This is a genomic window from Blattabacterium cuenoti, assembly GCF_014251795.1.
Classification (GTDB): domain Bacteria; phylum Bacteroidota; class Bacteroidia; order Flavobacteriales; family Blattabacteriaceae; genus Blattabacterium; species Blattabacterium cuenoti_AB.
In genome coordinates this window covers 526047-546055 of the sequence record NZ_CP059201.1, presented here as the reverse complement: position 1 = coordinate 546055, position 20009 = coordinate 526047, and the positions used below count along the sequence as shown (strand labels likewise).

Below are 20009 nucleotides of genomic sequence, written 5' to 3'. Positions count from 1 at the left end.
TTTTATTTTATCGAAAAAATTTATATAAAATTATATATGAAATTTATGTGAAATTGTTATTCGATCAATAGATTAAAGAATTTTTATAATTATATTTATTTAAATGAATGCACTTGAAAAAATTTTATCTTATTCAAAACCTTACAAATATCATTATATTATTAACATATCATGTAATTTTTTATATTCTTTATTTTCAGTTATTTCCATTATATCCATTTCACCTGTATTAAGTATTTTATTTGAATCTCCTGAATACAAAAATAAAACAACATTTTTTAATTCTTTTAATGTTTATTTTGATTTGATTATACATAATTACATAAAAATATTATCAGACAGATACGGTAAAATAAACACTTTAGCTGTATTTTGTGTTTTTATTATTTTACTTTTTTTAATTCGGAATATTTTTCGATATTTGTCAGAATATTTTTTAATAGGAATCAAAACTTCTGTAGTCAGAAATATTCGGAATGATTTTCACAAAAAAATACTTTCTTTACCTATAATTTTTTTTTCAAATAAGAGGAATGGAGACTTAATGTCTAGATTATCTAATGATGTTAATGAAATAGAAATATCCATTGTTAGTTCTTTAGCTAATTTGATTAGTTCTCCCATAATGGTTTTTTTTCATCTGTTAACTTTATTTTTCATGAGTTATCAATTAACATTATTCGCTTTTTTGTTACTCCCATTAATGGGTGCTTTCTTATCTATTATAGGAAATAGTTTGAAAAAAGATGCGGTAGGGGCTCAAAATCAGTTAGGAAAATTATTTTCTGTCATAGAAGAAACTTTAAATTCTACTAAAATTATAAATATTTTCAACGCTGAAAATCAAATGCAAAAACGTTTTGAACAAGTATCTGAACGTCAAAAAATACTTTCTGCTCGTGTGAATAGAAAAAAAGAATTAGCTTCTCCTATGATTGAATTTTTGGGGGCTATTACAATGATTTTAATTATTTGGTATGGAGGAAAACTTTTTTTAGAAAAAAAAGAAATGGCTCCAGAAATCCTTTTTCCTTTTATAGGACTATTTTTTCAAATTATTAGTCCTGCGAAAAGTTTAGTCAATTCTATATCTAATATTCAAAAAGGAAGAGCAGCTGCAGAACGTATTGTTGAAATATTGAATACTAAATGTACATCAAAGAATAAAAAAATTAGATATAAATCTATTTTTCATTTTGAAAATGAAATTTTATTTCGTAATGTATCATTTTCTCATACTCATAATAAATCAATTTTAATTCAAAATTTAAATTTTTCTTTAAAAAAAGGAAAAACCATAGTTCTAGTAGGAAGATCTGGAAGTGGAAAATCTACTATTGCCAATTTATTGGTTAATTTCTATAATGTGACATCTGGAGAAATTACTGTAGATGGAACAAATATTAAATATTTAAAAATTAAAGATTATAGAAAACTATTAGGAATTGTGACTCAAGAACCGGTTCTTTTTAACGATTCTGTTTTTAATAATATAGTATTAGGATCAGAAAAAAAAATATCTATCAATTCTGTTATAAAAGCAGCTAAAATAGCTCATGCTCATTGTTTTATAGAAAAGTTACCAAAAGGATATGATACAGTTATTGGTTATAACGGAAATAAATTATCCTTAGGTCAAAAAAAAAGAATTAGTATAGCTAGAGCTGTATTTAAAGATCCTCCTATTATGATTTTAGATGAAGCGACTTCTTCTTTAGATCCAGAATCTGAAATTACAGTTCAAAAAGCCTTGAATAAAATGATGAAAAATAGAACATCTCTTGTGATAGCACATAAATTATCTTCTCCTATTATACAAAATGCAGATCATATTATTGTATTAGAAAAAGGAAAAATTATAGAACAAGGAAAACATAACATTTTAATTTCAAAAAAAGGGATTTATAGTAAGTTAATAGCTCTACAAAGCTTTTCAAATGAATATTGAAAAATATATTACAGAAATTATTCATAATCCTTTTTTATCTATTTCTATAATAGGAAATTTAATTCTAATAGAAAGCATTTTATCTATAGATAATGCAGCTGTGTTAGCTTCTATGATTATAGACCTTAAAAAAAAAGATAGAATAAAAGCTATAAAATATGGAATTATTGGGGCTTATTGTTTCAGAGGATTGTGTCTTTTATTTGCTTCCATATTAATAAAAATATGGTGGTTAAAACCATTAGGTGGATTATATCTAATTTTTTTAGGATTAAATCATTTTTTAAAAAAAAATTATACGCCATACGATTTAAAAAAAAATGATCCAAAAAAAAATTCTTTTTGGAAAATAATTTTTATTATAGAGATGACAGATCTAGCTTTTTCTATTGATAATATTTTTGCTTCTGTTGCTTTATCAAACAATTTGATATTAATTTTTTTAGGCGTATGTATAGGGATTTTTTCAATGAGATTAATTGCACAATTTTTTATAAAATTCATGGAAAAATTTCCAGAATTAAAACATTCTGCTTTTTTCATTATCATCATTCTTGGAATAAAACTTGTTTTTTATTCAAATAAATATATATCTGATTTATTTTTATTTTTTTTTTCTGAAAAGATATTTTCTTTTTTAACTTTTTCAGTCTTTATATTTTCCATTTTTTTATTATGGATAAAAAAGGTTATAAATAAAAATTAAAATAATATAGTGATAGGATCTTCTAAAAAATTTTTAATGGAATGAATATATTCACTTCCTTTGGCTCCATCTATAATTCTATGATCACAAGATAATGTCATTTTCATTACATTTCCTATTTCAATTTTATTATTTTTCACAATTGGACGGACCACAATAGATCCTACAGATAATATAGAAGTATTAGGTGTATTAATAATAGAAGTAAATGATTCAATTCCATACATTCCCAAATTTGAAACTGTGAAAGTGCTATTTTCTATTTCTTCTGGTTGTATCTTTTTTGATTTTGAACGTAATGCTTTATCTTTAATTTCTTTAGAAATTTGTAGTAATGATTTTTTATCTGCATTTTTTATAACTGGAACTATTAATCCATCTTTTATCGCTACAGCTACTCCAATATGAATATTGGGATGTATTATAATTTTTTCATCGTCCCATGATACATTCATGTCAGGATGTTTTATTAAAGATTGAGCCACTGCTTTTATAATAATGTCATTAAACGATATTTTTTCTTCTAAAGAAAGTTTTTCATTTAAATTTTTCCTAAAATTCATTAACTTATCCGCATTTATTTCACTAAATAAATAATAATGTGGAGCTGAAAATTTTGAATAAGTTAAATGTTTTGCTATTTTTTTTCTAATGGAAGAATGAAGAATATTTTTATTTAATTCAGTTTTTTCATAAAATTCTATATCTTTTTTGGTAATTCTTCCATATTCTCCACTTCCCTTAATTTTATCTATAGAAACTCCTATTTTCTTTGCCATTTTTTTTGCTACAGGAGAAATAAATATCTTCTTATTTTTTTCTAAATTTTTTTGATTAAAATTAACTTCATTTTTTTCTTTTTTAGAAGATTGTAATTTTGAAATCATATGACTGATATCTTCTCCTTCTTTCCCTATAATTGCTAGTACGTCATTGACACGTGTAGTTTCACCCTCTTTTACTCCAATAAAAAGTAAAATACCATTTGTATCTATCTCAAAATCTTGAGTCGCTTTGTCAGTTTCTATTTCAGCTAAAATATCACCTTCGGAAACTTGATCTCCTATTTTTTTATTCCATTTAATTACAGTACCCTCTTTCATTGTATCACTTAATTGGGGCATGGATATTATTTCTGCCATTTTTTTATAAAATTTTTATTTTTTTCATGTTTATGAAGGTAAAACTTTATCTAAAAAAGGATAATTTTTTTCATAATAAACAATATTATACATTTCTTCTAAAGAAGGATAATCTGAATTTTCTGCAAATTCAACACAATATTCCACTTTTTTTCTAATTTTATTTTCTATTATATTCAGATTTTCTATTGTTTCCCATTTATTTTGTATAATAATATTTTTCAACTTTAAAATAGGATCTCGTTTTTTATACAAATCAATTTCTTCTTTACTACGATATAACTCAGAATCAGACATAGAATGACCTCTATATCGATATGTTTTCATCTCTAAAAAAGTAGGACCTTTTCCTTTTCTAGCTTTTTCTATAGCTGTATAAGCTGCCTTTGCTATTTTTTCTGGATTCATTCCATCCACAGGATAAGAGGGCATCCCATATGACTCTCCTATTTTATAAATTTCTTCTATATTACTACTTCTTTTTACGGAAGTCCCCATAGCATATTTATTATTTTCACATATAAATACAACAGGAAGTTTCCATATCATAGCCATATTAAATGTTTCATGTAAAGATCCTTGCCTAATAGCTCCATCACCCATCACAGTTATAGTTACAGAATCTTTATTAAAATATTTGTCAGCAAAAGCAATTCCAGCTCCTAAAGGAATTTGCCCCCCTACAATTCCATGTCCACCATAAAAACGATATTTTTTGCTAAATATATGCATAGATCCTCCCATTCCATGAGAAGTACCTGTTTTTTTACCTAATAGTTCCGCCATGACTTTTTTTGGGTCTACTCCCATAGAAATAGGTAAAATATGACATCTGTAAGCAGTTATGATTCTATCTTTGGATAAATTCATAGCGTATGTCAATCCAGCAGGAACCGCTTCTTGTCCATTATATAAATGAAGAAACCCTCTTATTTTTTGTTTTAAGTATAAAGAACGACATTTATCTTCAAACTTTCTCCAAAAAAACATATCTTTAAACCACTTTAAATAGGTTTCTGTGGTAATTTTTTTCATTTGGAAGAATTTTATGAAATCATTGCATATAATACAAATTTAATCTTTAACATTTAATATGCAAAGATTAAATGAAACAAATAAGACTTTCTAATGCAATTTCTCTAGATCCTTTGATAAGGATATAATCCGTTTTTGGAATAGAATATTTTTGAATCCATTCAACAAAACTTTTTTTATTGATAAATTTTATAATCTTGTCAGAGGTTTTCTTAGTATTACAAAAAATATCTCCAATTAAAAAGGCAATATTAATATTGCTTTTTATTATAAAAGAAATAATATTTTCGTGTTCTTGATTAGAAAAGAATCCTAATTCTAACATATCTCCCAATATCACTATTTTATCTCCTTTAATATGATTAAAAAAATCAAGAGATTTTATCATACTAGTTGGATTTGCATTATAACAATCTATAATAATTTTTACATTATTCTTTATCAAAATTTGAGAACGATAATTGTTAGGCACATATTCTTCTATTGCTTCCTTTATTCTTTTTAAAGAAACTTGAAAATATGTTCCAATTGTTATAGCAGAAGCTATGTTAAATAAATTATAGTTCCCTATTAAAGGAGAAACGATTTTTATATTTTTGATATATAAAATTGATTTGATACAATTTTTATCCCATAAATATTTAATATATACATTTACATTAGATTTTTTTCTTTCTGAAAAAATATATCTTTTCATTCCAATACTATTGGATAATTGTATAGGATCATCTCCATTAATAAATACTAACTTTTTATTTTTTTTTAAAAAATTGTATAATTCTAATTTACTGCGTATAATTCCTTTTATATTTTTGAATCCTTCTAAATGAGCTTTTCCGAAATTTGTAATATATCCATAATCTGGATTAATAATATAACACATTTTTTCTATCTCTTTTTCATGGTTTGCTCCAATTTCTATTACAGATATTTGTGTATTTTCAGACATAGAAAGTATGGTTAGTGGAATTCCTATATGATTATTGAAATTATTTATAGTATAATGAACTTTTTTATATTTTTTAGCTAAAATAGCTGCAACAAGCTCTTTTGTTGTAGTTTTTCCATTACTTCCAGTAATGACTATAATAGGAATATGATGTAATCTATATCTGTGATATTTTGCTAATTCATGAAGAAAGTATAATGTATTATATACATAAATAGTTTTTTCTTTACAAACAGCATATTTTTGATCATCGACTATAGCAAGCATTGCTCCATTTGAAATTGCTTCATCTGCAAATTGATTTCCATCAAAATTTTTACCTTTTAAAGCTATAAAAATAGATTTTTTTTTAACTTTTTTACTATTTATCTCTATACCAGAAGAAATAGAATATAATTGATATATATTTTGAATATTCATAAATCAAATCATGTAATACTTTTTTTAAAGCAAATCTTCTTCAAGTTTCATTTTTAAATTATTAATGTTAGTGATCACAGTTCTTTTTTGATCTTTTATATAAGAAATATAACCTGTTTCTTCTGAAATTACAAGACAGATTGCATCTGTTTTTTCAGATAAACCAATAGCAGCTCTATGTCGCAATCCCAAACGGGATGGAATTTCTTTATTGTAAGAAACAGGAAGAATTGCTCTTGTTTTAATTATTTTATTTTCTATAATGACTACAGCTCCGTCATGTAATGGGCTATTTTTATAGAAAATGCTTTCCAAGATAGGAATATTGACTTTGGCATCCATTTTATCTCCATTTTGTATAAATTCTTTTAAATCTTGATGTAATTGAATTACTATTAAAACTCCTGTTTTATCTCCAGAAAAAATAGCACAAGCATTTACAATACTATCTATAGTTTCAGTTTTAATTGATACACCTGATTTTTTAAAAATAGAAAATATAAATTTTTTGAAAAATATTTTGCTTCCTACAATAAGAAGAAATTTTCTTATTTCTGGTTGAAAAACAATAATTAACGCTAAAAAACCTCCTTTAAAAAAAGCACTTATAACTATGCTAAGAAGTTTCATTTGATAAATTTCTACTATTTTCCAGAAAATAAAAGTTGCAATGATTCCATTAAAGATATTTAAAGCAGGAGTTTTGTAAACCAATCTGTATACTTGAAATAAAATAATGGCTACTAAAAAAATATCTAAAATATCGATGAAAGAAATTTTCAATAAATGTAATAATGAAAAAAAGCCTCATGCAAAAATAATACAAGTATTAGTGAATTATAAAATTTTTCTATAATATTGTATTAATTTAATGCATTCAACAGCTTCTTTAACATCATGTACACGTAAAAAATTAGATCCATTTAAAAGTGCTATGGTATGAATGATAGAAGTAGCATTCAATAATTTTTCATAAGAAGTATTTAAAATAAATTTAATCATAGATTTTCTTGAAATACCAACTAAAATTGGATAATCTTGATATCCTAATAAAGATAAATGTTTTAATAATTTAAAATTTTGTTTTAATGTTTTTCCAAAACCAAATCCAGGATCAAGGATAATATCACGAATTCCATGTTTTTTTAAATAGTAAATTTTTTTTGAAAAAAAATTATTTATTTCTATTATTATATTTTCGTTGTAATATGGATTATTTTGCATATTTTCAGGAATTCCTTTCATATGATTTAATATATATGGAATTTTAAGTTTTCCTAACAAAGGGAACATATTTTTATCAAGTTGCCCACCTGATACATCATTGATCATTACAGCTCCTTCTTCGACTGCTATTTGAGCTACTTTACTACGAAAAGTATCTATAGATATTCTAATATTTGGAAAATTTTTTATGATAGTACGAATAGGTTTTATGACTCTTTGTATTTCTTCTTTTTCTGTTATCAATTTAGACCCAGGTCTAGTGGAACAACCTCCAATATCTATAAAATCGGAACCTTCATTCAATAAAGTTTCTATATGTTGTAGTATTTGATATTCAGAACACAATTTTCCACCATCATAAAATGAATCAGGAGTTAAATTCACTATTCCCATTATTTTTGGTTCTTTTAAATGTAATAAAGAGCCTGCACAATTAATTATCATTGATAAATTATTTGTTGTATTTTGTTATAAAATTAAATAACATGAATCTTTCTTCTATTAATTTTATTATTAAAGAATGCAGAAAACTTTTTTTAGGAAAATTAAAAGATTATGGGTTATCATGGAAATTCTTTCATAATTCTTCTATCATAGATCAAATATTAATTAAAGTAATTCGTATAAAAAATATTCAATCTAAAGGATATCAAATAATTAAAGAAGAAAAAATAACAGATACTTATATAGATATTATTAACTATTTAATAATAATATTAATTAAATTAGATATATCTTTTATATCAAATTTTCATAAAATATCACATCATGATGTGATATTTATTTATCATAATAAATTAAAAAAAATAAAAAGTTATACAAATAGAATTTATATACAAAAAACTGAAAATCAATTTTCAATAAATCATATATTGGAAAATATTTTATATTTGAAAAAAAATAAAGAGAAAATTATATTTGAAGATCTGGAAAAATTTTGTTTTGAAATTTTAGTAAAAATCATTTTTTTATTGAGAAAAAATTTATAAAAAAAAATAATGAGGAAAAGAATTCTTGTTGCAAATTGGAAAATGAATTATGATTTTCATGAAACAACTTCTTTTATTAGAAATTTGTTAAAAGTTTTTTTTGATAGAAAAATAAATCATGATAAAGAAATTATTTTGTCCCCCTCTTTTCCTTTTTTGCATATTTCTAATCAAATTTTGCAAGGGTCGAGTTTAAATATTGCTGCTCAAAATATTCATCAAAAAAATAAAGGTCCTTACACAGGAGAAATATCTGCTTCTATGTTAAAATCTATAGGAATTCAAAAAGTGATATTGGGACATAGTGAACGTAGGGAATTATTTTTTGAAAATAATCAAATTTTATTAGAAAAAATAAAAATAGCATTAAAATATGATTTCAATATTATTTTTTGTGTTGGAGAATCTTTAGTTGAAAGAAAGAATAATAAGCAATTTGAAATCATTAAAAAACAATTAGAAAAAACGGTTTTTTATTGTTCTTCAGATGATATCAAATTTTTTTATATAGCATACGAACCAATATGGGCAATTGGTACAGGAAAAACTGCGACGTTTGAACAAGTTCAGGTGATGCATGAATTTATTCGTTCTTTATTTTTAGAAAAATATGGGAAAAATATTTCGGATAACATCCCTATTTTATACGGAGGAAGTATTAATGATATTAATGCAAAAAATTTTTTTTCTCAGAAAGATGTAGATGGAGGACTTATAGGGAATGCATCTCTTCAATTTGAAAAGTTTTTAAAAATTATTCAATCATAAAATATATATTTGTACTAATGATCATAGTATCATATGAATAGAGGCCTCGTAGCTTAATTGGATGGAGCATCTGACTACGGATCAGAAGGTTATGGGTTCGAATCCCTTCGAGGTCGCGTTGTGTTTTATCCTAAATAAGGTTTGAGAATTTTGCTTCTAGAAGAATGCTTTAATCTTTTTAAAGCTATACTTTCAATTTGTCTTACTCGTTCTCTTGTTAAATCACAAGATTGTCCTACTTCTTCTAAAGTCATTGGTGGCGATCCATTTAATCCGAAATGTAAAATAATTACACGACGTTCTCTTTCGCTTAAAGTTTCTAAAATTCTTTTTATATCTTTTCGTAAAGATTCTTTTTCTAAATGTTCATCTGGACGAGGAGATTCATCAGATCGAACTAAATCATATAAATTAGAATCTTCTCCTTCTATTAATGGAGCATCCATAGAAACATGTCTTCCTGAATTTTTTATGGACTCTTCAACATCTTTCTCATTCATATTTAAATATTCTGCTATTTCTTGTACAGAAGGAGTTCTTTGTAATTCTTGTTCTAGTTGAGCAAGAGTTTTTAGTATTTTATTTAATAAGGCTAATTTGTTTGTAGGTTGTCTAATAGAACGTGATTGTTCGGCGATAGCTTGCAAAATAGCTTGTCTAATCCACCAAACAACATAAGAAATACATTTGAAACCTCTTGTTTCATCAAAACGTAGTATTCCTTTTATTAAACCTAAATTTCCTTCATTAATTAAATCACATAAACTTAATCCTTGATTTTGATATTGTTTAGCTACAGATACAACAAAACGTAAGTTAGCATTGACAAGTTTATTTATAGCAGTTTCATCCCCTTTTCTTGCTCTACGAGCGTATTCTACTTCTTCTTCTGGAGTTAATAATGGAATTTTTCCTATTTCATGAAGATATTTATCTAATGATTCTGATTCACGATTTGTTACTTGTTTAGTAATTTTAAGTTGTCTCATATATTTTTTTGATTCATTATTTTTTTTCTGTACCAGGACGAGGACGAGGTAAAAGTACTTTTCTAGAAAGTTTCATTTTTTTATTTTTTTCATCCATTCCCATAAATTTGACATGAATAATGTCTCCTATATGCAACTCTTCTTCTATATTATTTAATCTTTTCCATCCTATTTCAGAAATATGTAGTAGTCCTTCTACTCCTTTAGAAATTTCTACAAAAGCACCAAAATCTTTTATGGATTTGACTTTTGCTTTATATACTTTTCCTAGTTCAGGAACAAAAGCAATTTGTTTGATTTTTTTTATCGCCTTTTCTATTTTTTCATTATCTTTCCCTATGATTTCAATGTAACCTAAATTTCCTTTTTCTTCAATTAATATATTTGTATTTGTACATGATTGGATTTCTTGAATTACTTTTCCACCGGGACCTATAACTGAACCTATAAAATCTTTTGGAATATTAAAAGTATATATTTTTGGAGCATGAGGTTTCATTTTTTTTCTACATTCAGGAAAAATTTCCAACATTTTCTTTAAAATAAAAGTACGACCTTCTAATGCTTGCATTAAAATTTGATTTAAAAGATCATATGTTACTCCTTCCATCTTTTTCACATCCATTTGACAAGCCGTTATTCCATATTTCGTCCCTGTTATTTTAAAATCTAAATCACCAAAGTGGTCTTCTTCCCCCATTATATCTGATATAATAACTTTTTTTTCGTTTTCCATAAACAATCCCATAGCAATTCCGGATACAGGATTTTTTATGGGAATTCCTGCATCCATTAGTGCTAAACTAGCAGCACAAACTGTTGCCATAGAAGAAGATCCATTAGACTCTAAAATATCTGAAACAACACGAATGGTATATGGATTATTTGGAATAATATTTTTTAATGCGCGTTGGGCTAAATTTCCATGACCTATTTCACGTCTGGAAACTCCTCTTATAGAACGTATTTCTCCTGTAGAAAAAGGGGGGAAATTATAATGTAGATAGAATTTTTCTTGATTCTCCATAATCACATTATCAATTCTGTTAGCATCTAAAGATGATCCTAATGTAACTGTAGTTAAAGACTGAGTTTCTCCTCTTGAAAATAAAGCAGAACCGTGTACTCCAGGTAAATAATCAACGGAACCAGATATTGAACGTATTTGTTTATTAGTTCTTCCATCTAATCGAATTCCTTTTTCTAAAATTAAATTTCTAGTTATTTTTTTTTTAATTTCTTCAAAATATTGGTCGACAATAATTTCTTTATTTTCTGCATTTTCTTCTTTTTCTGTTAGAAACTTTTTTTTAAAATCGTTTAATACAATTTTCTCTTGAATAAATCTATTCTTCTTATCTAAAAAATTTTGATAAATTTTTTTAATTTTTTCATACGAAAACAAAAAAAGTTCTTTTTCTAACATTTCTTTTTCTTGATTTTTTAAATCTTCAAAGAAGAAAATACGATTTTTTGATAGTCTATTGACTAGACGAATTTGAGCTTCTATTTGTAGTTTTATAGCTTGATGAGCTTCAATTATAGTTTCTAAAAATTCATTCTCTTTTATTTCTTTCATTTCTCCTTCTATCATAATAATAGAATTATTTGAAGCTCCCACTATCAAATCTATATCTGCTCCTCTTAACTGATCTAAACTAGGATTAATAATGAATTTTCCATTTAAACGGATAATACGTATTTCTGATATAGGTCCATTAAAAGGAATTCCTGCTACCGATAATGCTGCCGATGCGGCTAATCCAGCTAATCCGTCTGGTAAAACTGTTTGATCATATGATAGCAACGAAATCATAATTTGTATTTCGTTTTTAAACGAATCTGAAAATGTAGGTCTTAAAACACGATCTACTAATCTCATTGTTAATATTTCCTCATCAGAAGGCCTCCCTTCTCTTTTGAGAAAACCTCCAGGTATTTTACCTCCAGCAGAGTATTTTTCTCTATAATCTACAGTTAAAGGCAAAAAATTGACTTCATTTTTTTTTTCGTTGGAAACTACTACAGTTGCTAAAAGCATTGTATTTTTTACACGTACTATAACTGATCCATCTGCTTGTTTTGCCAATCTACCTGTTTCTATAATAATAGTACGACCATTTTTCATCGATATGGTTTCTTTGACTATATCTGACATATTCTCTTTTTTTCTGCTATATAATTAACTCTAGATATTAGAAATATTTTATTAATTTTATTTTCTTAATCCTAAATGTTTTATGATAGTTTTATAACTTTCTGGATCATGTTTCTCTATGTATTTTAGTAATTTTTTTCTTTTTCCCACCATTTTTACCAAAGCTCTTTCTGTGTTAAAATCTTTTTGATTTTTTTTTAGATGATTGTTTAAATGATTAATCCGATAAGTAAATAAAGCAACTTGCACTTTTGAAGAACCTGTATCATAAACAGATGTTCCATAAGTTTCAAATATTTCTTTTTTTTTTTCTACTGTCATATATTGAAGTTGTAAAGTTATAAATATTTTTTTGAATTTATTTTCTATTTTTTTCCATTTCTAAAATAGAATTGATATATTTTCTATCGTTAGATAAGCGGGGAATTTTATTTTGTCCTCCTAATTTTTTATTTTTTTTTAACCAGTCATAAAATAAACCATTTCTAGCGACATATATAATAGGAGGACCTAAAACCATGTTTTTATATCGTTTAATTTCGTAATCTGAATTCAAAGATTTTAATTCATTATCCAAAACAATACTAAAATCAGATAAATTATCAGGATGTTTTTTAAATTCTATAATCCATTCATGAGCTCCAGAATTTTTTTTATTCATGTATACAGGACCTGCAGTATATTCATGAATAATGGAATTTGTTTTTAGGCAAGCTTGATTTAAAGCTTTTTCTGCATTTTCTACAATTAATTCTTCTCCAAAAGAATTTATGTAATGAGTTGTTCTTCCTGAAATGGAGATCCGGTATGGAGATAAACTAGTAAATTTAACAGTATCTCCAACTATGTATCTCCATAATCCTGCATTTGTAGAAATAACAAGTGCATAATTTTTGTTTAGTTCTACTTTATCAATGGGGAATATTTTAGGATATGCATTATTTATTTCTTCTATGGGAATGAATTCATAAAATATACCATGATTTAATAACAATAAAAGATCTTCTACATTTTTTTGATCCTGTATAGCAAAAAAACCTTCTGATGCACTGTATACATCGTAATAATTTATAGATTTATCAAATAATTTTTTATATTGAAAAATATAAGGTTTCAAGCTTACTCCTCCATGAAATATGACTTCTATGTTAGGCCATATTTCGTTTATTATTTTTTTGTTAAATTTTTTTAATAATTTATTCAAAAAAACTAACAGCCAAGAACAAACGCCTAATAAAATTCTAACATCTTTATTATTAGTTTCTTTTATTATGTTGTCTAATTTTTTTTCCCACTCGCTCATTAAGGCTATTTTTTTTCTAGGTACACAAATACTTTCGACCCAAAAAGGCATATTTTTAATTAAAATAGAAGATAAATCTCCGTAAAAAGTATTATATTTTCTATGTAATTCGTAACTTCCTCCTAAACGAACCGCTTTTCCAAAAAAAATTTTTGTTTTTGGATGATTATGAATATAAATAGATAACATATCTTTTCCTGCTTTGTAATGACATGTATTCATAGATGATTTTGTGACAGGAATATATTTACTTCTCTCATTAGTAGTACCAGAAGATCTGGCAAACCATTTAACCTCTCCAGGCCATAATACATTTTTTTCACCTTTACGAATTCTTGTAATCAAATATTGTATATCAGAATATTTAGATACTGGAATTCTTTCAGAAAATTGCTGATATTTTTTGATTTCACAAAATCTATATTTTTTTCCGAATTCTGTATTTTTTGCATACAAAATTAATTTATTGATTAATTGATTTTGTATTTCTATTGGATGACGCATAAAAAATTCTATGTTTTTTATTCTCTTTTTAAGAAAATAAGATGTAAAATATCCAGATAAATATTTGATCATTATTATGATTTACTTTCTTTTTTTTACTATATAAACAGAAACAATTCCAAAAGTTAATTTTTGTGTATGTATTGTATCAAACCCATGATATTTTAAAAATTTATTCATTCTTTTATCGCGATATGGAAAAGATAATATAGATTTTTTCAAGTGATTGTAAGCGAAATGATTTTTCGATATAAAATTTCCTATTCTCTTCATGAAAAAAAAATAAAAATAATAAATTTTTTTTATCCAATAATTGGAAGGTTCAGAAAATTCTAAAATTGCTAAAATTCCTGAAGGTTTTAATATTCTATATATTTCTTTAACAGAATGATGAATATATTGAAAATTTCTTATTCCAAAAGCAATAGTTACGACATCAAAAGTTTTATTTTTAAATGGAATATTTTGCGAATATCCTAAAATAGTTTGAATTTTTTTTTCAAAAAAATTGTTTTTTATTTTTTTTTTGGCTACTTCTAACATTTTTTCAGATGAATCTAATCCTATAATATGAGCATATTTAAATTGATGAGCTAATAATATAGCTAAGTCTCCAGTTCCAGTAGCTATATCTAATATTTTTTGAATGTTTCTTTCACTAAATTTGTATAATAAATGAATTGTTTTTTTTCTCCATATTATATCTATTCCAAACGATAATATATGGTTAATTAAATCATACTTCATAGCAATATGATCAAACATATTTTTCAATTTTTTTTCTTTATAAGAGAGGGAACTTTTATCCATAATATTTATTTTGGTTATGAGAAGAAATCGTTTTTTAATTTTTAAAACTAAATTTTCTTAAATTTATAAGAAATGATTCGATCAATCATTACAGGAACCGGACATTATTTACCAAATCAAATCATAAAAAGAGATCATTTTCTGAAAAAAGTTTTTTACGATAAAAGAGGATTAAAAATTGAAAAATCTAATGAAGAGATCATTAACAAGTTTCAAAAAATTACAGAAATAGAAGAGAGAAGATATGTAAATGAAAGATTACTCAATTCTGATATCGCTGCTTTTGCAGCAAAAAAAGCTTTAATAAATTCTAAAATTTACAAAGAAAAAATAGATTATATTATATCAGCACACAATTATGGGGATATTCATCCTATTTCTTATCAATCTGATTTTATGCCTTCTATAGCTGCTAAAGTAAAAAATAAACTGAAAATAAAGAATCAAAAATGTAAACCATATGATATGATTTTTGGTTGTACAGGATGGATAGAAGGAATGATTCTTGCTCATCAACTTTTACGATCCAAACATGCTAAAAATATATTGATTACTAGTTCTGAAACTTTATCTCAAGTTATAGATCCACATGATAGAAATGCAATGATTTTTTCAGATGGAGCAGGAGCTGCTGTTCTATCTGCTATAGAGTATTTAGAAAACGAAAAATATGGAATTCTTCATTATGATACTCAATGTAATAATAATGAAGAATTATATTATTTAACAAATGGTCCTTCTTTAAATCCAAACTATAAAAAATCTTTAGTAAACATTAGAATGAATGGAAGAAGAATTTATGAATATGCATTAACAGAAGTTCCAAATATGCTGAAAAATATACTTGATCATGCTAATTTGCATATTAAGAATATCAGTAAAATTCTTATTCATCAAGCTAATGCAAAAATGGATTATGCAATTTTAAAAAGATTGTTGAAATTATATAATTATGCATCCTTAAATAAAAATTTCATGTCACAAATTATGCCTATGACTATCCAAAAATTTGGAAATTCTTCTGTCGCTACTGTTCCAACTTTATTAGATTTAATTCTTAAAGAAAAAATGCCCCCTCATAAAATCAAACCTGGAGATACAATTCTCATGGCCTCCTTGGGTGCTGGTATGAATATTAATGGAATGATTTACCGTTTTCCAAAAAAAAATAAATTATGAAAAAAAAAATACATCCAGAAAATTACAGACCTGTTGTTTTTAAAGACATTAATAATGAAAAAATGATCATTTGTAAATCAACAGTTATCACCAAAGATACTATTCACATAAATGGAAGTAATTATCCATTATATAAAATGGAAATATCTAGTTATTCCCATCCGTTTTTTACTGGGGAAAAAAGATTTTTAGGAAAAACAGGTCCAGCTGAAAAGTTTAAGAAAAAATATGAAAAATATAAAAAAATATAGAAATATATTCATATCATATGAATTTTGTATTATATGATGGAGTCGAATGGAAAAAATTATTTCCTATAACACTTACTAGGCCTGTATCGGAAATTCGATTAGGATTATTTACAATAAGAGAAAGATGGGAAAAATATCTTGGAAAAGATGTATATGATGTTATAACACAACCATTTCTTTCTGAAAAATTTTCAAAGAAAGAATCTTCATATTTTGAGAATATATTGTTAATTAATTCTTCATTTCTTCCTAATGAAGAGTTAATTCAAATTATTTTTTCTTTAGAAGAAAATGAAACTATTTTTTTTGAGGAAAAAATGATTGCTATAAAAAAGAATATTTTTTTGAAAAAAGAAAATATTATTTCTATAAATGTAAAGAAGTGTAAAAAAATATATCGTGTAAAACAAGTGATTCATATTCAACATCCATGGGATATATTTATAAATAATGAAATAGTCCTAAGAAAAGATTTTATGTTTTTTACAAAAGGTAAAAAATCTTTTTCTTTATTAGGGAATAATCACATTATTTATAAGGAAAGAATTTTTTTGGAAGAAAATATAAAAGCAAATAATATTGTGTTAAATGCTCAATATGGACCTATATATATTGATAAAGGAGTTGAAATTATGGAAGGATCGGTAATCATAGGACCAGTAGCAATCGGAAAAAACTCTAAATTGAGTATAGGAACAAAAATATATGGAGGAACAACTGTTGCTACTTTTTGTAAAGTAGGAGGAGAAATTTTTAATTCCGTAATTTTTTCTTATTCTAACAAAGTTCATGATGGATTCTTAGGTAATTCTATTTTGGGAGAGTGGTGTAATTTGGGTGCTGGTACTAATATTTCGAATTTAAGAAATGATTATCAAAAAGTGACAGTTTGGGATTATGAAAAAAAAATTTTTTATCCAACAAATTTACAATTTTTGGGTCTAATTATGGGAGATCATTCAAAATCCGCAATAAATACTCAATTTAATACGGCTACGATAGTGGGTGTTAGTGATAGTATTTTTGGATATGGATTTCCTCCTAGATATATTCCGTCTTTTTATTTAGGAGGAATTCAAAATAAAAAAAAGATTCCTTTCAATAAAGTTTGTGAAACTGCTGAAATTATGATGAACAGAAGAAATCAAAAATTTTCTTTTTTAGACAAAAAAATTTTAGAATATTTATATCAATTATTGGATATTTAATTAACTTTCCTTTATGATTTCATGTATGAAACTCATGCTAACTCATGCATAGATATCATATCAAATGAATATAATAAAAGTTGTTTTATGCTGAAACATAATTTAGGTTATCCTCGCATAGGAAAACAGAGAGAGTTAAAAAAAGCTTGTGAAGCTTATTGGTCAAATAGAATTGATTCTCCTACTTTGTTTGAAGTAGGAATGAAAATAAGAAAGGAAAATTGGGAAACGCAAGAAAAAGCTAATTTGGATTTAATTCCATGCAATGATTTTAGTTTTTATGATCATGTTCTAGATATGTCGTTATTATTAGGAGTTATTCCAGAATCTTATCTATCTATTCCAATAAATAATAATCTTGATTTATATTTTGCTATGGCTAGAGGATTTCAAAAAGATGTATGGGATATTCAAGCAATGGAGATGACAAAATGGTTTAATACTAATTATCATTATATAGTACCAGAATTTGATAAAAATCAAAAGTTTTCTATTTTTTCTCATAAAATTTTTGATGAAATAGAGGAATCTAAGAAAATATTGAAATCAATAGAAAAAATTAAACCTGTATTAATTGGACCAATATCTTATTTATTTTTAGGAAAAGAAAAAGAAAAATCCTTCCATAGAATGGATTTGGTGGAAAACATTGTTCCTGTTTATATAAATATTATAAAGAAATTAAAAAATCAAGGTATTAATTGGATACAACTAGATGAACCCATTTTAGTTTTAGATATGTCTGAAAAAGAAAAAGATGTTTTTCAATATGCTTATAATGAAATATCTAGACTTTGTTCTGAAATGAATGTTTTGTTAACTTCTTATTTTGATGGAATATCAGAAAATATGTCTATTTTTCAAAAAGTATCTGTTCAAGCTTTGCATATAGATTTAGTGGAAAATCCGTATCAATTAAAAAAAATACTTTCTTTTTTTTCAGAAGAATCAAAAATAATTTTGTCTTTAGGACTTGTTGATGGAAGAAATATATGGAAAAATAATTATTTTAATTCTGTTAAAAAAATAGAAAAAGCAATAGAATCTCTAGGAGAATCTAGAATTATGATAGCTCCTAACTGTTCTCTTTTACACGTTCCGATAGATGTAGATAATGAACATTTCATTCATATAGATATTAAAAATAGAATGTCTTTTGCAAGACAAAAAATTGATGAATTGAACGATTTAGAAAAAATTGTCAAAGGAGATACAAATATCTTGAGAAATAATTCTTCCTTGATAGAAGAATCGTCTTCTATTTTTTCTGATCCAAAAATAAAAGAAAGAGCAAAGAATATAAAGAATCAAGATATACAAAGAAATAATCATTTTCATATTAGACAAAAAAAACAGAGAGAAAAATTTCGTCTTCCTCTGTTCCCTACCACTACTATAGGATCCTTTCCTCAAACAAAAGAAATCCGAAATTTGCGAAATCAATTTAGAAAACAAGAAATAAGCAAAAAAAAATATGATGAAAAAATAAAAAATTTTATTACAGATGCAATTAAAAAACAAGAAGAAATAGGTTTAGATGTATTAGTTCATGGTGAATTTGAAAGAACTGACATGGTCGAATATTTTTCCGATAAATTAAAAGGAATGCTTTCTACCGAGAATGGATGGGTTCAAAGTTATGGGAGTCGCTGTGTAAAACCTCCTGTTATTTATGGAGATGTTAGTCGTGTTAATGATATGACTGTCGAATGGATACGTTTTGCTCAATCTCAAACAAATAAATTAATAAAAGGGATGTTAACTGGACCTGTTACAATATTACAATGGTCTTTTGTTAGAGATGATCAACCTATTTTTCACACTGCTTATCAAATAGCTTGGGCTATTAGAGAAGAAGTTTTAGACTTAGAAAAATCTGGAATTCAAATTATTCAAATTGATGAACCTGCTATAAGGGAAGGATTACCTTTAAAGAAGAAGGATTGGAAATGTTATTTTGATTGGTCTATTAAAGCTTTTCGTATTTCTTCTAGTGGAGTAAAAGATGAAACTCAAATACATACACATATGTGTTATAGCGAATTTAATGATATATTTAAATATATAGCAGATATGGATGCTGATGTCATTACGATAGAGAGCTCTCGATCAAAAATGGAGTTATTAAATGCTATTTTTTCTTATCCTAACGAAATAGGTCCAGGAATATACGATATTCATTCTCCAAGAATACCTACCGTAGTAGAAATGTTCGATTTAATCAAAAAAGCTTCAAAAAAATTACCTATAAAAAATATTTGGGTTAATCCAGATTGTGGATTAAAAACTAGAAAATGGAAAGAAGCATTAATGTCGCTTCATAATATGACGAAAGCAGCGAAAATGGCTAGAATCAAATTAATTGATATATCTTAAAAGAAGAAAAGATTATATATTCAATTCATATCATAATAAAATCTATA

General features: G+C 25.4%; 18 protein-coding genes and 1 tRNA gene. 9 read left to right on the top strand and 10 right to left on the bottom strand.

The window, feature by feature from the left end:
* The first annotated feature begins 103 nt into the window (after positions 1-103).
* Together H0H55_RS02685 and H0H55_RS02680 are read left to right on the top strand one after the other, a co-directional pair.
* Entirely contained in the window at positions 104-1948 is a 1845-nt protein-coding gene (locus H0H55_RS02685) for an ABC transporter ATP-binding protein (protein ID WP_185861209.1), read from the top strand.
* A complete protein-coding gene (locus H0H55_RS02680) occupies positions 1938-2654 on the top strand; it encodes a DUF475 domain-containing protein (protein ID WP_185861208.1) in 717 nt (238 codons plus the stop codon). The genes H0H55_RS02685 and H0H55_RS02680 overlap by 11 nt, the downstream gene beginning before the upstream one ends.
* Here the strand turns inward: H0H55_RS02680 and H0H55_RS02675 are convergent.
* From H0H55_RS02675 to folP, 5 genes are all read right to left on the bottom strand, one after another.
* Positions 2651-3796 carry a dihydrolipoamide acetyltransferase family protein gene (locus tag H0H55_RS02675; RefSeq protein WP_185861207.1) on the bottom strand — a complete coding sequence of 382 codons (1146 nt, stop codon included), beginning with the start codon at positions 3794-3796 and terminating at the stop codon, positions 2651-2653. The two genes, H0H55_RS02680 and H0H55_RS02675, sit on opposite strands and share 4 nt — an antisense overlap.
* A 30-nt stretch (positions 3797-3826) precedes the next feature.
* A complete protein-coding gene (pdhA, locus tag H0H55_RS02670) occupies positions 3827-4831 on the bottom strand; it encodes a pyruvate dehydrogenase (acetyl-transferring) E1 component subunit alpha (protein WP_185861206.1) in 1005 nt (334 codons plus the stop codon).
* Positions 4832-4898: 67 nt separating this feature from the next.
* Entirely contained in the window at positions 4899-6200 is a 1302-nt protein-coding gene (locus tag H0H55_RS02665) for a UDP-N-acetylmuramoyl-tripeptide--D-alanyl-D-alanine ligase (protein ID WP_185861205.1), read from the bottom strand.
* Positions 6201-6224: 24 nt separating this feature from the next.
* Positions 6225-6983: a diadenylate cyclase gene (locus H0H55_RS02660; RefSeq protein WP_185861204.1), complete on the bottom strand. Its 759-nt coding sequence runs from the start codon at positions 6981-6983 to the stop codon at positions 6225-6227.
* Positions 6984-7037: 54 nt separating this feature from the next.
* Positions 7038-7871 carry a dihydropteroate synthase gene (gene folP, locus H0H55_RS02655; RefSeq protein WP_185861203.1) on the bottom strand — a complete coding sequence of 278 codons (834 nt, stop codon included), beginning with the start codon at positions 7869-7871 and terminating at the stop codon, positions 7038-7040.
* Positions 7872-7912: 41 nt separating this feature from the next.
* Between folP and H0H55_RS02650 the strand changes: the two genes are divergently transcribed.
* The 3 genes from H0H55_RS02650 to H0H55_RS02640 all read left to right on the top strand — a co-directional run bounded on the left by H0H55_RS02650 (position 7913) and on the right by H0H55_RS02640 (position 9300).
* A complete protein-coding gene (locus H0H55_RS02650; protein WP_185861202.1) occupies positions 7913-8416 on the top strand; it encodes a nucleotide modification associated domain-containing protein in 504 nt (167 codons plus the stop codon).
* A gap of 9 nt (positions 8417-8425) precedes the next feature.
* A complete protein-coding gene (gene tpiA / locus H0H55_RS02645; protein ID WP_185861201.1) occupies positions 8426-9184 on the top strand; it encodes a triose-phosphate isomerase in 759 nt (252 codons plus the stop codon).
* Between the two features lie 42 nt (positions 9185-9226).
* A tRNA-Arg gene (locus H0H55_RS02640) sits at positions 9227-9300 on the top strand.
* 9 nt (positions 9301-9309) lie between these two features.
* On the opposite strand, the gene H0H55_RS02635 is transcribed toward H0H55_RS02640, so the two are convergent.
* From H0H55_RS02635 to ubiE, 5 genes are read right to left on the bottom strand one after another with little or no spacing between them, the layout of a single operon-like run.
* Positions 9310-10173 carry a sigma-70 family RNA polymerase sigma factor gene (locus H0H55_RS02635; RefSeq protein ID WP_185861200.1) on the bottom strand — a complete coding sequence of 288 codons (864 nt, stop codon included), beginning with the start codon at positions 10171-10173 and terminating at the stop codon, positions 9310-9312.
* A gap of 16 nt (positions 10174-10189) precedes the next feature.
* Positions 10190-12331, bottom strand: a complete 2142-nt coding sequence (locus H0H55_RS02630; RefSeq protein WP_185861199.1) for a polyribonucleotide nucleotidyltransferase — start codon at positions 12329-12331, stop codon at positions 10190-10192.
* Between the two features lie 57 nt (positions 12332-12388).
* A complete protein-coding gene (gene rpsO / locus H0H55_RS02625; RefSeq protein ID WP_185861198.1) occupies positions 12389-12652 on the bottom strand; it encodes a 30S ribosomal protein S15 in 264 nt (87 codons plus the stop codon).
* 37 nt (positions 12653-12689) lie between these two features.
* Positions 12690-14210, bottom strand: coding sequence for a GH3 auxin-responsive promoter family protein (locus H0H55_RS02620; protein WP_185861197.1), 1521 nt, complete (start codon positions 14208-14210; stop codon positions 12690-12692).
* Between the two features lie 9 nt (positions 14211-14219).
* Positions 14220-14948, bottom strand: a complete 729-nt coding sequence (ubiE, locus tag H0H55_RS02615; protein ID WP_185861196.1) for a bifunctional demethylmenaquinone methyltransferase/2-methoxy-6-polyprenyl-1,4-benzoquinol methylase UbiE — start codon at positions 14946-14948, stop codon at positions 14220-14222.
* Positions 14949-15020: 72 nt separating this feature from the next.
* On the opposite strand from ubiE, the gene H0H55_RS02610 reads away from it, so the two are divergent.
* The 4 genes from H0H55_RS02610 to metE all read left to right on the top strand — a co-directional run bounded on the left by H0H55_RS02610 (position 15021) and on the right by metE (position 19962).
* A complete protein-coding gene (locus H0H55_RS02610; protein WP_185861195.1) occupies positions 15021-16127 on the top strand; it encodes a 3-oxoacyl-ACP synthase III family protein in 1107 nt (368 codons plus the stop codon).
* On the top strand, positions 16124-16378 hold the full coding sequence (locus H0H55_RS02605; protein ID WP_185861194.1) for a type B 50S ribosomal protein L31: 255 nt from the start codon (positions 16124-16126) through the stop codon (positions 16376-16378). The genes H0H55_RS02610 and H0H55_RS02605 overlap by 4 nt, the downstream gene beginning before the upstream one ends.
* A 17-nt stretch (positions 16379-16395) precedes the next feature.
* Positions 16396-17586: a putative sugar nucleotidyl transferase gene (locus H0H55_RS02600; protein WP_185861193.1), complete on the top strand. Its 1191-nt coding sequence runs from the start codon at positions 16396-16398 to the stop codon at positions 17584-17586.
* An 87-nt stretch (positions 17587-17673) separates the two neighbouring features.
* Positions 17674-19962, top strand: coding sequence for a 5-methyltetrahydropteroyltriglutamate--homocysteine S-methyltransferase (metE, locus tag H0H55_RS02595; protein ID WP_185861192.1), 2289 nt, complete (start codon positions 17674-17676; stop codon positions 19960-19962).
* Positions 19963-20009: the final 47 nt, after the last annotated feature.